17 protein-coding genes are annotated in these 14,522 nt (G+C 36.9%); 5 read left to right on the top strand and 12 right to left on the bottom strand.

From position 1 onward, the window contains the following. Nucleotides 1-2: 2 nt before the first annotated feature. Nucleotides 3-560 (bottom strand): hypothetical protein, encoded by a 558-nt coding sequence (locus tag ACLI50_RS14620; RefSeq protein ID WP_411414105.1) that lies wholly within the window; start codon nucleotides 558-560, stop codon nucleotides 3-5. A gap of 6 nt (nucleotides 561-566) precedes the next feature. Continuing rightward, entirely contained in the window at nucleotides 567-2,363 is a 1,797-nt protein-coding gene (locus ACLI50_RS14625; RefSeq protein ID WP_411414106.1) for a DUF885 domain-containing protein, read from the bottom strand. 168 nt (nucleotides 2,364-2,531) lie between these two features. Here ACLI50_RS14625 and ACLI50_RS14630 point away from each other — a divergent pair, with 168 nt between their 5' ends. From ACLI50_RS14630 to ACLI50_RS14645, 4 genes are all read left to right on the top strand, one after another. Beyond that, complete coding sequence (locus ACLI50_RS14630) at nucleotides 2,532-2,993, top strand: hypothetical protein (RefSeq protein WP_110009008.1); 462 nt, start codon at nucleotides 2,532-2,534, stop codon at nucleotides 2,991-2,993. 170 nt (nucleotides 2,994-3,163) lie between these two features. Then, nucleotides 3,164-3,868: a MotA/TolQ/ExbB proton channel family protein gene (locus ACLI50_RS14635; protein WP_047426580.1), complete on the top strand. Its 705-nt coding sequence runs from the start codon at nucleotides 3,164-3,166 to the stop codon at nucleotides 3,866-3,868. A 12-nt stretch (nucleotides 3,869-3,880) separates the two neighbouring features. Then, a complete protein-coding gene (locus tag ACLI50_RS14640; RefSeq protein WP_062672905.1) occupies nucleotides 3,881-4,279 on the top strand; it encodes an ExbD/TolR family protein in 399 nt (132 codons plus the stop codon). A 35-nt stretch (nucleotides 4,280-4,314) separates the two neighbouring features. Beyond that, nucleotides 4,315-5,205, top strand: a complete 891-nt coding sequence (locus tag ACLI50_RS14645; protein WP_202842080.1) for a ferric siderophore ABC transporter substrate-binding protein — start codon at nucleotides 4,315-4,317, stop codon at nucleotides 5,203-5,205. 15 nt (nucleotides 5,206-5,220) lie between these two features. On the opposite strand, the gene ACLI50_RS14650 is transcribed toward ACLI50_RS14645, so the two are convergent. The 9 genes from ACLI50_RS14650 to ACLI50_RS14690 form a co-directional block, all read right to left on the bottom strand. After that, on the bottom strand, nucleotides 5,221-5,613 hold the full coding sequence (locus tag ACLI50_RS14650) for a hypothetical protein (protein ID WP_137904524.1): 393 nt from the start codon (nucleotides 5,611-5,613) through the stop codon (nucleotides 5,221-5,223). Between the two features lie 65 nt (nucleotides 5,614-5,678). Further along, nucleotides 5,679-7,082: a nucleoside recognition domain-containing protein gene (locus tag ACLI50_RS14655; RefSeq protein ID WP_411414107.1), complete on the bottom strand. Its 1,404-nt coding sequence runs from the start codon at nucleotides 7,080-7,082 to the stop codon at nucleotides 5,679-5,681. A 268-nt stretch (nucleotides 7,083-7,350) separates the two neighbouring features. Further along, the gene (locus ACLI50_RS14660) at nucleotides 7,351-7,860 is read right to left on the bottom strand and encodes a DUF6973 domain-containing protein (RefSeq protein ID WP_227941283.1); all 510 of its coding nucleotides are present in this window, start codon (nucleotides 7,858-7,860) and stop codon (nucleotides 7,351-7,353) included. A gap of 54 nt (nucleotides 7,861-7,914) precedes the next feature. Beyond that, the gene (accD, locus tag ACLI50_RS14665) at nucleotides 7,915-8,769 is read right to left on the bottom strand and encodes an acetyl-CoA carboxylase, carboxyltransferase subunit beta (protein WP_002982142.1); all 855 of its coding nucleotides are present in this window, start codon (nucleotides 8,767-8,769) and stop codon (nucleotides 7,915-7,917) included. An 89-nt stretch (nucleotides 8,770-8,858) separates the two neighbouring features. Then, nucleotides 8,859-9,929 (bottom strand): class II fructose-bisphosphate aldolase, encoded by a 1,071-nt coding sequence (gene fbaA, locus ACLI50_RS14670; protein ID WP_137904522.1) that lies wholly within the window; start codon nucleotides 9,927-9,929, stop codon nucleotides 8,859-8,861. A 71-nt stretch (nucleotides 9,930-10,000) separates the two neighbouring features. Further along, entirely contained in the window at nucleotides 10,001-10,867 is an 867-nt protein-coding gene (locus ACLI50_RS14675; RefSeq protein ID WP_110009016.1) for an NAD kinase, read from the bottom strand. A gap of 1 nt (nucleotide 10,868) precedes the next feature. Continuing rightward, entirely contained in the window at nucleotides 10,869-11,522 is a 654-nt protein-coding gene (locus ACLI50_RS14680; protein ID WP_110009017.1) for a CBS domain-containing protein, read from the bottom strand. Between the two features lie 187 nt (nucleotides 11,523-11,709). Then, nucleotides 11,710-12,240, bottom strand: a complete 531-nt coding sequence (locus ACLI50_RS14685) for an RNA methyltransferase (RefSeq protein ID WP_110009018.1) — start codon at nucleotides 12,238-12,240, stop codon at nucleotides 11,710-11,712. 5 nt (nucleotides 12,241-12,245) lie between these two features. Further along, complete coding sequence (locus ACLI50_RS14690) at nucleotides 12,246-12,866, bottom strand: toxin-antitoxin system YwqK family antitoxin (RefSeq protein ID WP_227941282.1); 621 nt, start codon at nucleotides 12,864-12,866, stop codon at nucleotides 12,246-12,248. 55 nt (nucleotides 12,867-12,921) lie between these two features. Here ACLI50_RS14690 and ACLI50_RS14695 point away from each other — a divergent pair, with 55 nt between their 5' ends. Beyond that, entirely contained in the window at nucleotides 12,922-13,521 is a 600-nt protein-coding gene (locus ACLI50_RS14695; protein WP_227941281.1) for a hypothetical protein, read from the top strand. 12 nt (nucleotides 13,522-13,533) lie between these two features. Here ACLI50_RS14695 and ACLI50_RS14700 read toward each other — a convergent pair whose 3' ends face one another. Beyond that, nucleotides 13,534-14,412: a bestrophin family protein gene (locus tag ACLI50_RS14700; RefSeq protein WP_110009020.1), complete on the bottom strand. Its 879-nt coding sequence runs from the start codon at nucleotides 14,410-14,412 to the stop codon at nucleotides 13,534-13,536. Between the last annotated feature and the right edge of the window lie 110 nt (nucleotides 14,413-14,522).

Below are 14,522 nucleotides of genomic sequence, written 5' to 3' on the forward strand. Positions count from 1 at the left end.
TATTATTGTATTATAGTTTTAAAATATCCTTTAAAGTGTTTGTCAACCAAACTGTCAATATTGCATTTGTAATCTATAAAACCATATATGCTGTCATTTGTGGCGAATTTATGGCTGTTAAGAACTAATTTTTGACTACAAACTTCAGATTTTATGAATTTTTCTTCCTTTTTTAAGGTTTTAGGATCAATATCTCTGATGTAAAATTGATTATTAAAAACTTTAATCAAAATACCATTTCCAAAATATCCATTATTGTTATTCAATTTGATAGTAAGAGTGTCATTCAGGTATTGAGTTTTACATTTATAATCATTGAATAAAAACGTTCCCTTACGAAAGCCATCCGAATAACTTGCAGTTTGAACAATATGTGCTGTTCTTGTTTTGCTTTCAACAACTTCACTATTATAAAGCTTCAGTTCCGGATATTTTGAGAGAACTAGAATACTATCATGGTTAGGTAAGCTACTATCAACAGTAAAATTTCCAAAATTATGCTCTTTTTGACAACTCAAAGCCATCAATAAAATACCTGAAAAAAATAAAAATAGTTTCATAAGAAACTATTTTTGTTTTTGAGCCCAAAGCTCCATTTTTCTGTTCAGAACGTCCAGCGGAAGACATCCCTGGCTTAAAACTTCATCATGGAAGCTTGCCAGATTGAATTTGTTTCCCAGTTCTTTCTGATATTTTTCTCTCAGCTCACGGATTCTTAAAGACCCTATTTTGTAGCCTAAGGCCTGACCAGGCATTGCCATATATCTTTCCACTTCTGCAGTGGCCGATGCTTCATCATAAGAAATGTTGCTTAAGAAATATCTGATGGCTTCTTCTCTTGACATTTTTCCGGTATGAAGTCCCGTATCTACAACAAGTCTTACCGCTCTCAGCATCTGATCGCTTAAATATCCCATCTTCTGGTAAGGATCTGTATATAAACCGAATTCAGGGCCTAATGTTTCACAATAATGAGCCCATCCTTCACCATATGCTCCCAACCATCCGAATCTCATGAATTTAGGAAGCCTTGTATTTTCCTGCTGAAGAGAAACCTGATAGTGATGCCCCGGAATCGCCTCATGAAGGAAAAGAGATTCCATTCCCGAAGTAACGTTGAATTTAGTAGGATCAGGAAGCGGAACATAAAATATCCCTGCTCTTTTTCCATCCGGAGTTCCCGGCATATATTCTGCGCTGGCACTTGCTTCCCTAAATTTCTCCGTTTGTCTGATCTCAAACTTTGTTTTTGGCGTTACATTAAACATTGTTTTCAGCTTCGGAGTGATTTTAGTTAAGATCCCGTTGAATGCATTTAAAACTTCCTTAGATGTTTTAAAAGTCATTGCCTTTGGATCCGTCTTAACAAAGGTGATAAATTCTTCCAGAGATCCGGTAAAACCTACCTGCTGTTTTACTTTCTCCATTTCTGCGCGAAGCATTGCGACCTGTTGAAGCCCGATCTTATTGATCTCTTCAGGTGATTTCTTCGTGGTAGTCCAGCTTTTTACATAATAGTTGTAGATCTCATTGCCGTTAGGAAGGCTGTTATATCCATCCGTATCTCTTGCTTTTGGCAGGTATTCTTTTTCTAAAAATGTTCCCATTTTAGTATAAGCCGGGATGATTTTTTTCGTAATAGCATCTTTGTAAAGTGCTGAGAATTTTTCTTTCTGAGCCTCTGTAAAGTTTTTAGGGAAATTTTTAATAGGTCCGTAGAAAATATTCTTTTCCATATCGGAAGTAGTGATTTCCTCAGCTTTCATTTGAGGAATCATTTTGACAACCAGTTTTTTTGGAAGCACTATTTTATTGTTGATTCCCTCACGGAAGTTGTCCGCAGCAGCATTCATCCACTCCGGAAATTTTTCCATTCTTTTCAGCCAGTCACTATAGTCCTTTTCGGTTTTAAAAGGCTGATTGCCCTGTCCGCTTCCATACAATGGGAAAGTAAGTGGCAGCCCTCCGAACTGAGTGAAAGGAATATATTCCGGATGATAGGCATAGCCCTCAATTTTATCTTTTAAAGTATAATCCAACACATCATATACCACTTTATCCTCATCAGAAAGACTTTTGTAATCTACATGTTCCAGCTGTTTCTGTACAGAATTGTAGAACGCTACCTCTCCTGAGATAAAATCTTTATCAATATTAATCGGAAGCTGGTCATTATATCTTGTATCTCCCTGTGCTGTAGCATCTAAAGGATATAGCTTAAGATATTGCTCATAATAGTTCGAAGCGATAGAATCCAGGTTGCTGGGTGTCACTTTTGTAAGGGGAGAATCCGATTTTTTGCAGGAAGCAAGACCAATCATCAACCCTAATCCCAGAATACTTTTTGATAAAATGTTTTTCATCTCACAATCTTTATGAAAACAAAAGTAAGTATTATTGGGATATTCATGCTTATTGAATGCATTGATTTTAAAAAATTATTTTCAAAATCCTTTTAACTTTGAATCAATTTTTTATCTTTGTCTAAAACGTTTAACAATCATATTATTACAGTTCTTTTTTAAGAAAAAATGAAAGGGATTTTAAAAATTTACCATCCGGACGAAACGCTAAAATACAATATCAGAAATACTTATTGTAAGGCCGTTTACAGCAACCAGCAACATTTTTTAGAGGTTGAAGTGATTACGGATGACAGTTTGGATCACGTGGACGATGATTCATTACAGTACAACTTTCCGCAGCTTTCACTTGAAGTTTTTGATTTTCCTATCGAATCGGCGGAAATAGAAGGGAAGACCATCATCATCAATGACTCTGATGAAGAAACCTATACAGAAGTAGACCTTTTTGATGACGAAGATGCCTATATCTATGATAACGAGCTTCTTTTTGAAAAAAATGAAGAAGGAGAGCTTCAGGTTATCTGGAAAGGAACTATTGATGATTTCTATACCGGATCAGATACACCGATCCCTTTTAGATTAAAATGCGAATTTAAACAAGATGATATTGAGGTAGAAGAAGACTAACCGAGCTTCTGCCTTTTTAACTGTACATTTCTTTTCAAATTATTTTTGGAAAGAAATTTGCTGTTTGTAAAATGGTAACAAATTTTAAGTTGTTTTTAAGCAATTTTTAAGAGTTCAATTCATAATATTCTCCTACATTTGTCGTTGAAATTTAATAAAATTTACATTTAATGCTGTTAACGGAACTTTCTCAGATTTTATTCGCACAAATCGCTACCCCTGCAGTTGCTGCAGACAACTTGGAGTTCTCATTCTGGAAAATCATGTTCCATGGAGGAGCTTTCGCTAAAATAGTGATGGTCACTGTATTACTATTGGGAGTGTTTTCTCTATACCTGTTTTTTGAAAGGTTTTTCTTTATCAAAAGGCTGACATCAAAAACAGATTCCAACTTCATGAACAATATCGAAGACTTCATCAAGGCCGGAAAAATAGAGGCAGCAGCAGATTACTGCAAAACCCAGAACTCTCCGGAAGGAAGAATTTTAGAAAAAGGAATTTCAAGATTAGGACGTCCCGTTTCTGATATTGTAAGTGCTATGGAATCACAGGCGCAGGTAGAGGTTGCCAATATGGAAAAAAACCTGAACCTTTTGGCTGTTGTACCGAGTATCGCACCGATGCTGGGACTTTTAGGTACGGTAATCGGGATGATTATTGCTTTCTTTAATCTATCACACGCAACAGGATCATTCTCTCCAAAAACACTTTCAGAAGGTATTTATACCGCTTTAGGGCAGACCGCTGTAGGTTTGGCTGTAGCGATTCCTGCTAACTTCTGTTATAATATTCTACTGACAAGAATTGATAAATTTGTCCTGAAAGCCCAGAATATGTCAGGAGAATTTTTAGACCTTATCAACAAACCTTTATAAATCTTTCTTACGATGAAAATTCAAAGAAGAAATAAAGCGAATCCGGAATTCAGTTTAGCAGCGATGACAGACGTTATCCTGTTGATGCTGATTTTCTTTATGATTACCTCTTCGGCGGCCAATCAAAGCGCCATCGATGTGAATCTTCCGAAAGCCGGAGCAGTTGATGATAATATTCCCAATCCTTTAACGGTAAGCATCAAGCCGGACGGTTCATTTTTTGTAGATGATAATCCTGCCAATAAAGGAGAATTGGAGCAAATTATTGTAGATAAATTAGCCAGCCAGACCAATAAATCATTTACGATCAGAGCTGATGAAAACACATTGCATAAAGATGTTGTTTTTGTGATGGAAATTGCTGAGAAACATAAATTTAATATTGCTATTGCAACCGTTAAAGACAAATAACATATCCGGATTTCCGGAAAGAATTACGTTTTAAGATGAAAAGCTATACAGCAAACAGAAACGAAGAAAATAAAGACAGAGTAAAGAGTGCATTGCTTTCTATTCTCATCTGGGCTGCTATTCTGCTTTTTGTTTTTTTGTATAAATTAAAACCTGAACTGGATAAAGATCCTGAGGTGGTTACTACCATGCTGGTGAACTTTGGAGATAACAGAAACGGAAAGGGAATTGAAGAACCTGCCGAACAGCCGGGAAGCCTTGCCGCTGCAACTGAAGAAGTGGCACCCGAGCCTGCAGAAACTCCGGTTCCGGAAACAAAAACAGTTATAAAACCAGAACCAGTACCAACTCTGGAGCCAAAGAAAACAGAGGTTAAAGAGAAGGTTATTACAGGAAACAATTCAAAAACAACCGTTCCTAAAAAAGAGGAATCCAAAAAAGCTGAGAAAAAAGAAGCAACCAGCACAAGTGCTTCTAAAAATACTAAAAAATCCGGAGCGACCACTGCCAATTCAAAAACAGGAAATGGTGACGGAAAAGGAACCGCAGCCATAGGCAACCTGATTAAAGGCAGAGGAACTAAAGCCGGAAGCCAGGGAACCGGTGATGGTATCGGAAACGCGGGAGATCCTTTAGGCGGTGACGGAAACGGTGACAGTAAAGTAGGAATCGACAGAAAATTGGTTGGTTATATTCCGGGAACAATGGGAAGAGGTGGAGCGCAGCCCTCACACAGTTGTACAGCAAGCGGATCAATTACCATTGCTTACACTGTAGATAAAGCAGGGAATGTAGTATCCGCAAGAAGAGCCGGCGGGATTTCAGATCCTTGTGTCTCATCCACATCTGTGGCCTGGGTTAAGAAATATGTAAAAGCAGAAAAAGCCAATACATCTTCAACCGGAACTTACAAAATTACCTTCTAACAATACAAAAGCACTTTATTCAAGTGCTTTTTTCAATTCATTTATTCTGTTGATGACCGGAAGGGCAAAAATACCGCTTGTCTGAAGATAAAGCTCGTAGAATGTCTTTGCTTTATCCTGAAAATCTTTGTTTTGATCGTGTCTGCTGTTAAAGTAGAAAAGATTTCCCAGCATTTCATAATAATCTTTGTGATCTCTTTCCTGTCTTTCATTGACGATGGCAATCATTTCTTCCTTGGTTTTAGAAGCAACTTCTGTAAAGTTCATTTTGAAAATGTCTCTCATCAATGTGTCAAAATCCAGTTCTTTCTGCATTAGACTTTCTTCAGGTTTATCCAGAATCAATTTTTCCAATGCCTGGGTTAATTGGCGGATGAGTCTTAAGGTGAATTCTTTATCTGTGATCATAATGGATTTAAAGTTTTAAGTTTAATGTTTAAAGTTAATAGCATCTGCTCAACCTGCAGATTTCATTAAGCAAAGAATAAGTAAGCTAATGCAATGGCAGTCATAACGCCGACTAAATCGGCCAGAAGCATGGCAATTACCGTGTATCTTGTATTCTTAACGGCTACGGCACCAAAATATACTGCAATCACGTAGAACGTTGTATCTGAGCTTCCCTGAAGCACTGCGGCTAATTTCCCCTGGAAACTATCAGCTCCAAATGTTGTCATCGTATCTACCATCATTCCTCTGGCTCCTGAACCGGATAAAGGTTTGATCAATGCAGTTGGAAGTCCATCCACAAATCTGGGATCCATATTGGCAACATTGGCGACCCACTTCATTCCATCAATGATTACATCAAATACACCGGAAGTTCTTAGTAACGAAATCGCAATCAGCATTCCAACCAGATAAGGAATAATCTTAACACAGGTGGTGAATCCTTCTTTTGCCCCTTCTATAAAGGCATCAAAAACGTTGATCTTTTTATAAACGGCTCCCAATACAATCGCAAGGAAGATAAACAGAATTAAACCATTACTTAATACTTTACTGAAATCATCCAGTTCATCTTTACTCAATTGTACAAGATACAGTACCAAAAGGGCAATAATAGCCGAAATTCCGCCTACATAAGCGATTACTACCGGACGGAGAAGATTTATTTTCTGATACAAAGAAACGATAATCATTGCAGCCAGTGTAGCGGCAAAAGTGGCAATCATACATGGCAGGAAAATATCTGTAGGGGTTTTAGATCCCATTGAGGCTCTGATGGCAATAATGGAGACCGGGATCAACGTCATTCCTCCGGCATGAAGACACAGAAACATAATCTGTGAATTGCTGGCGGTATCTTTATTAGGATTTAAGGTTTGAAGGCTTTCCATGGCTTTTAAACCAAAAGGAGTCGCAGCATTGTCTAATCCCAAAAGATTCGCGCTGAAGTTCATCAGCATATGCCCGAATGCAGGGTGGTTTTTAGGAATATCAGGAAATAACTTAGAGAAAAAGGGCTGAATCAAACGGCTTAGAAGATTGATGCCGCCTGCTTTTTCAGCAATGCTCATGAATCCCATAAATAAAGTCATGATTCCGATAAGACCAAGACAGATCTTCACTGCTGTTTCTGAAGTTCCGATCACTCCATCGGCTTCCTGAACGCGATAAACATTTACATTCTGTTTTAAAGAATCTGTTTTATAGTGAATTCTGCTGTCTGCAAAATCGTTTTTTTTCATCAGGCTGTCTCTGACAACAGGAGAGAGGCTGTTCATAGGTTGAGAAGCAATCTTTACGGTATCACCTCCTTTTCCCACCACCATATCATTGAAAATGGTTTTGTAGTTACCTGACGAAACGTATTTTATACTGGCAATGGCAATGGCAATGATAATGAAAGCCGACCAAATTCTGCTGAGAACCATCTGATTGATTTAATTGTTTAAACTTATCAAAAATACTTTAAACCACAAAAATAACTAAAGTCTTTTGTTATTCCGGTGCCAAAGAGAACTAATGATGGCTTCTAATCTTAAAATCTATTGTTAACGCAATGCACGCAAAGGCGTTAGTACTAAGCAAAGAGAACTTCATTCATGGAACATAGCTGAATGAAATGCCATTGCGGACGGAAATGCATAAAGTCTTTAAATTTTCCTTGCGATCTTTAGCGTTTAAAATAAAATGATTTATTTACTCCTTCAGGTAAACAAGATGACCTTCAAAATCATCATCCAAATTTTTCAGAATTTTAGCATCATCCATTTTTTTGATTAATGCATCTACAAAGAAGCTTTTTTCAAAAAACTGGCGGTGAATTCCCGGTAAAATTTCCATGAAATAATCCATTCCGATTTTGTTGTTATGGAGATCCATTTTGGTTTCCAAAGGCTCATTCGGGAAAAGCTCTTCATGCATATCTGTTATTCTTTTGCAGAAATCAAGTGCTTTTTTCGGAGAAGAAATTTTACAACAGTACATCATAATGAAGCAGCACCAAAGCGCATGTCTGAAGGCGTTTCCAATTCCATTGTTGGAGGCTGTATCAGGGAATTTTTTCTGTGCAATGGAAAACGCTTTTACTGTTGCATAAAAACTCAGTAAAGCGAAAAGAGGATGGGGAAGGATCAGTGATAAAAGACGCATAATCTTTTTAAAACTCATGCTTCTGATGGTATTGAAAAATATCTTAAAAGTCCTCATAAATAAAAATCTCTCCCTAATTAGAGAGAGATTGTATTGTTTTTGTTACAGATACTATGCTTTTACAGCTAATAAATTAACTGTTTTGGCAACAGTATCCTGAATTTCAGTTCTTTTTACGATGAAATCTACAAATCCTTTTTCCTGTAAGAATTCTGATGTCTGGAATCCTTCCGGTAGATCTCTACCAATCGTTTCACGGATTACTCTTGGTCCTGCGAAACCAATCAGTGCTCCCGGTTCTGCCATGATGATATCAGCGGTCATTGCGAAAGAAGCAGTGATTCCTCCGAATGTAGGGTCGCAAAGGTAAGCGATGTATAAAAGTCCTGCTTCAGAAAGCTGAGCTAATTTAGCCTGAACTTTTGCCAGCTGCATTAAAGAGTAAGTGGCTTCCTGCATTCTTGCTCCTCCGGACTGACAGATAATCATATACGGAAGTTTGTGTGCAATACAGTAATCTACTGCTCTTCTGATCTTTTCTCCCATTACAGAACCCAAAGATCCACCGATGAAAGCAAAATCCATACATGAAACTACCATTTCAGTTCCTTTTACAGTTCCTACAGCGTTTCTGATAGAGTCTGTAAGCTTTGTTTTAGCTTTTACTTCTTTCAAACGGTCTTTATAAGGCTTTGTATCTTTGAAGTTTAAGATATCAATACTTTCAACATTGGCATCCAGTTCGGTAAATTTACCACCGTCAAAAAGGATGTCAAAAAATTCTGCACTTCCTATTCTTACATGAAATCCGTCTTCAGGAGAAACATAGTTATTTCTCTTTAGTTCATCATGTTCCACTACTTTTCCGGATGGAGTCTGATGCCAAAGGCCTTTGGGAACGTCTTTTTTCTCATCAGTAGAAGTGGTAATGTTTTTTGCTTTTCTTTTAAACCAGTCGAATGCCATTTTTGCTTGTATTAATGTATAAATGTAAAAAGTACCAATGTAAATGCATTTCTATGAATACTTTTTACATTGGTACAAATGTACAGTTCTTATTTTAAAGTATCTACGTTATTTAAATCTTCAAATGCTTTCACCAATCTTGCAGAGAATGTGTCCTCACCTTTTCTTACCCAAACTCTTGGGTCATAGAATTTTTTGTTAGGTTTTTCTTCTCCTTCAGGGTTTCCGATCTGAGCTCTTAAATAATCAATATTGTTTACCATATAATCTCTGATACCTTCTGTGTATGCAAACTGAAGGTCAGTATCGATGTTCATTTTGATAACTCCGTAGTCGATAGCCTCTCTGATCTCTTCTAATGTAGATCCTGAACCTCCATGGAATACAAAGTTGATAGGCTTGGCAGCTGTTCCGAATTTTTCCTGAACATATTTCTGAGAATTGTCAAGGATTTTCGGCGTAAGAACTACGTTACCTGGTTTGTAAACTCCGTGTACGTTACCAAAAGCAGCAGCGATTGTGAAGTTATCAGAAATAGCTTTTAATTTTTCATAAGTATAAGCTACGTCTTCAGGCTGAGTGTATAATTTTGAGTTATCAACATCTGAGTTGTCAACACCATCTTCTTCACCTCCTGTTACCCCGATTTCTACTTCAAGAGTCATCTGAAGCTTAGCCATTCTTTCGAAATATTTAGCAGAAATTTCAAGGTTTTCTTCTAAAGACTCTTCAGAAAGGTCCAACATGTGAGAAGAGTAAAGAGATTTTCCTGTCTGCTTGAAGAATTCTTCGTTAGCATCCATCAATCCATCGATCCAAGGAAGTAATTTCTTTGCACAGTGGTCTGTGTGTAGAATTACAGTTGCTCCGTAAGCTTCTGCAAGAGTGTGAATATGTTTTGCTCCAGCAATTGCTCCTAAGATTGCAGACTTTTGTCCGTCATTGCTTAATCCTTTCCCTGCATTGAAAGCAGCCCCTCCATTTGAAAACTGAATAATTACAGGAGCGTTTAATTTCGCTGCAGTTTCCATCGTAGCGTTTACGTTGCTTGATCCAATTACGTTTACTGCAGGTAATGCAAATTTGTTTTCTTTAGCATACTGAAAGATATCAGTAACTAACTGACCTGTGGCAACTCCTGCCGGAAAAATTCTGCTCATGTTTTACTTTTTATTATAAATTTTATTAGGTGTTTTAATTTCGTGTAAAGGTAATCATTTTTAAGAAATTACTAGTTTCTTTTATCTCTGCCCCAAAGGAGCTTCTGACGGATGGTTTCATAGAAACTCAAACTGTTGGGCTGCACCAGAAGAAGCTGGAATTTTGCCTTTTTAATGATGATTTCCTTGTCGGTTTCTATATGTATCAGTCGGGAGTCTAAAGAAAGAGAGTATTGTGGTACACGGCTTTCCACCCTGAATTTTATTTCTACTTTATCATTCACAACCAACGGCCTCACATTCAGATTGTGAGGAGCAATAGGAGTAATGACAAAATTTTCATTATTGGGAGAAATGATAGGGCCTCCGCAGCTCAGAGAGTAGGCGGTAGAACCTGTAGGTGTTGAAATGATCACGCCGTCACCCCAGAATACATTCAAAAACTCGTCATTGATATATGAGTCAACGGTAATCATGGATGTTGTTTCTTTTCGGGAAACGGTAACGTCGTTTAATGCGTAAGGAAAAACTCCCTCCAGTTTTGGAGAAACCACTTCAATGACAGAACGGCGGCTTGTTTTTACATTTCCTTTTAAGATGGAATCCAGTTCCTTAAAGGCTTCTTCTTTTGTGAAAAAAGCTAAAAATCCAAGTCTTCCTGTATTCACTCCTACCACCGGAATTTCAAGATCTTCAATAAATGTCAGAGAGTTGACAATGGTTCCGTCTCCACCAAAAGTGAAAAACAGATCCACTTCTTTATCCAGAAGATCCTGTTTGGAATTGAAAGTTTCGAATATTTTTGAAAACTGAAGTGCTTCAGCCATTTCATCATACAGAACAGATTTTACATCTCTTGCTTCAAGTTCAGAGATAAACTTACTTAAATATAGAAAAGTATCAAGATCCTTTTTCTGAGAATATATGGCTGCCTTCATGTTATATTTCTATGAATTTTTGTAAAAAACCATAACGGTCTTTAAACAGATCGGTTTTCTCATCAGAATAATATTTTTCAACGATTCTGTAGTCATACCGGTCAAAAGTAGCGTCTATCGAGGCCAGATTTTCATTGCTGATCTTTATGGTGACCTGAACTACCTCTTCAGACATAAAGCTTATAAACCCTCCGTAAAATTTCGAATTGTTGCTTTCCACAATGTTGGTAATTTCCGTCATAGAATATTTTCTGGCCGGAGTTTCTACGGTAAGAATAGCCCCTGTTTCTGAAAATAAAGGATAACGGGAAAGGTCCTGAAAAACATCTTCACAGGTAATATACCCAAGATATTTCTCATTTTTATTAATCACCGGAATCACATTGCTGCTGAAGGTATAAAACAGACGGATACTGTCCATAATATTATTGTCCTCCAGAATGGCAAAACGTTCAATCTGGTGTTCCAGATCCTTCAGTGTTCCGCCATCTTCCTCATACAGGAAATCCATAGCAAGAGCTCCGTAGAAGTGATGGGATTTTTTGATGAAAACATGGGAATATCCAAAGTCTTCCAACATATTTCTGGCCGACTCTATAGAGTCAGAAAGGCTAAAACACGGAAAGTCTTTTGAGATATAGTCCTTGATAAACATTGTGCTAATTTATAAAAAATTAAATGAAACTTTTTCTGAAAACACGACTTTTTTTAAGATGAAACAAAAAAAGTGCCGTCAAAATTTGTTTGTAAAAAAAAATAAAGTACCTTTGTCGCCTTTCATTTTTACTTTTTATTAGATTTATTTCAAACTGCACTGTCTACTAAGGACATATGCAGTTTTTTTATTTTAATGCTTTTGCAAATTCCCACATCACAATTCCGGCGCACACACTTACATTAAGAGAATGCTTTGTTCCAAGCTGAGGAATTTCTAAAAATACATCAATATTCGGAAGTACTTCATCACTGATTCCTTCCACTTCGTTTCCTAAGATCAAAGCATATTTTTTCGATCTGTCGATCGTGAAATCAGTAATAAGCCGGCTTCCTGTAGTCTGCTCAATCCCGATAATTTCGTATCCTTTGCTTTTCAGGTCAGCAATTGCGTTATTGGTATCTGCGTCATGAGACCAGTCTACACTTTCCGTGGCTCCCAATGCCGCTTTATGAATCTCCCGATGGGGCGGCTGCGGTGTAATTCCGCAAAGGATTATTTTTTCAATTAAAAACGCATCTGCCGTTCTGAAAGCTGCACCTACGTTGTGCATACTTCTGATATTATCTAAAATGATGACCAACGGAATTTTTTCAACCTTCTTAAATGTTTCTACATCTATTCTGTTAAGTTCTTCCAGTTTTAGTTTCTGTACCAATTGTATTATTTTGTTGAGATTAATTTTCCGTCTTTATAGACCTCTGTTTTTTCTATGCTTCCGTCTTCACGGTAATGAACTCTGTTGCCGTTTCTTTTATCGTTGGCAAGTTCAGTTTCACGCTGTAATTTTCCAGATGGATAAAAAACTTTCCACTTTCCGGTAGCCAGCCCGTTGTCATAATGGCCAATATCTTTTATTGATTTTCCATCTTCATGAAAGGTCTTGCTTTCACCCTGTAATTTATTGAATTTATAATTGGAAATTTCAGTTATTTTACCTGCAGGAGAATAAAAAGTGGCGGTAAGACTGTTATCATAAATATTCTTCTCCCCATTTCTGAAAACTTCCTTGGAAGTAAGAACTCCATTTTTATCAAAATACGACCATTCTTTTACTTTGTATCCTTTTTTATATTCTCCTTTCGACTGCACTTTTCCGTTATCATAATAAAAAACAGCATCGCCATCCAGTTTCCCTTTTTTCCATTCCACAGTATTTTTTACCTGGCCATTGTCATAAAATTCTTTACAGGCTCCTTCCTGTAATCCGTCTTTATATCCACAAGGTTTCTGTGCCGTGATCAGGACAGAAGTGGAAAAAAACAATAGAAATAGGTGCTTCATAGCTATTTTTAATTCAAAAATAGTAAAATACTTATATTTGACTCAAAAATATACTATGAAAAAATTATTCACATTATTCATATTAATATGGGGATTTATTTACCTGAGTGCACAAAATACTTATTATCCTCAAGCTTTTTTTGATAAAAAGCTCGCAAGAGACATGCTTGGATTTGGAAACTCTACCATTGAAGGAGTGGCTTCTACCAAACAAAAAAACAACTGGGGAATCAAACCGTTACTTGGAGAAAAGCATTATGCTCCCAAAGGTACGGTTGTTATGCTTTTTCCTGTTACTCCTTATTTTGAGGAATTTTATAACATGAGAAAGAAATATGAAAATAAAAAGACCACTGTATATATGTCAGAAGAGGCTTTTAAATACAGAGTGGAAGCTTTAACCGATGACCATGGGAGATTTAAATTTGAAAAACTCAAACCCGGGAAATATTATCTTGAAACCATTGTCAACTTTACTGCAACGGCAAGTTATCAGCAGCAGACAGGAACCTCAGATGCTTATAACGGCTATGGAGCTTATCTGTATTCCACTCCTATATACAGCACCTTTTTCTACGGATATTCTGCTGCCAACAGGGAAAGCAAATTTGTAGAGATAAAACAGGATGGCGAACTTAAAGAAATCAAGCTTTAAAAGCTTGATTTTTTATTTTCTGATCATAATCTGCTGTACATTTTTCTCAATGTTCTGAGCTAAGGTTTCCATGGGAATATCATTTTCATCATTATTGAACGGGTCTTCAATTTCTTCTGCAATAAGCTCCAGGCTCATCAAAACATAATACACAAAAACAGTAAGCGGAATCATAAAAAGCCCTATTGTAATAACGTACGCAATAGGCAGCGCAAAAACATACAGAATAATAAATTTCTTGATGAAAGAAGAATAGGAGTAAGGAATCGGAGTATTTTTGATTCTTTCACAACCTCCACATACATCCAGAAATCCTGAAAGCTGGGTGTCTAAGTACAGCATTTCAACTTCAGAAACTTTTCCTTCTTTTTTTAATTGATTCAGTTTATGGCTTAATAGAATAACAATTTCACTTGGTCCATGGTTTTTCAACGAGCTTTCAATTTCAGAATAATCTTCATCCAAAGCCAGCCTTGTAGATTCCTTGGAAAGATGTTTGGCTAAAAAGTGCGGGAAATATTTTAAATATCTGGCAATCTGCTCAGCATCCTGGCGGTTATCACCAAGAATAGTATTGATTTTTATCGCAAAGTTTCTCGTGTCATTCACCAGTTTTCCCCAAAGTTTTCGACCTTCCCACCATCTGTCATAGGCAGTATTCGTTCTGAAAACCAGCAAAAGTGAAAGCACAAAACCCAGCAAAGAATGGATCATACCTACATTGCTCACTCCAGATTTTGTGGTAAGGTGCAGATATTCAACTTCCAGATACTGAATTCCCCATGAATACAGCCCTACAAGAACCATACTCGGAAAAAGAATTTTTAAAGTATCACTTTTGTGTAAGCTGAAAAGGATTTTAATGAAATGTTTGGTATTGTAGACTCTCATAAATTCACTTATTACTACAAATATAAATTTTTCATATGAGCTCTGCCAATAAAGTAAGGAAGTATGAAGCAGGAAGAGGGACGTTATTGAAGCCGAACAGAGGTCTATGT

The sequence above is a fragment of the Chryseobacterium cupriresistens genome (genome assembly GCF_046614675.1).
Taxonomy (GTDB): Bacteria; Bacteroidota; Bacteroidia; order Flavobacteriales; family Weeksellaceae; genus Chryseobacterium; species Chryseobacterium cupriresistens.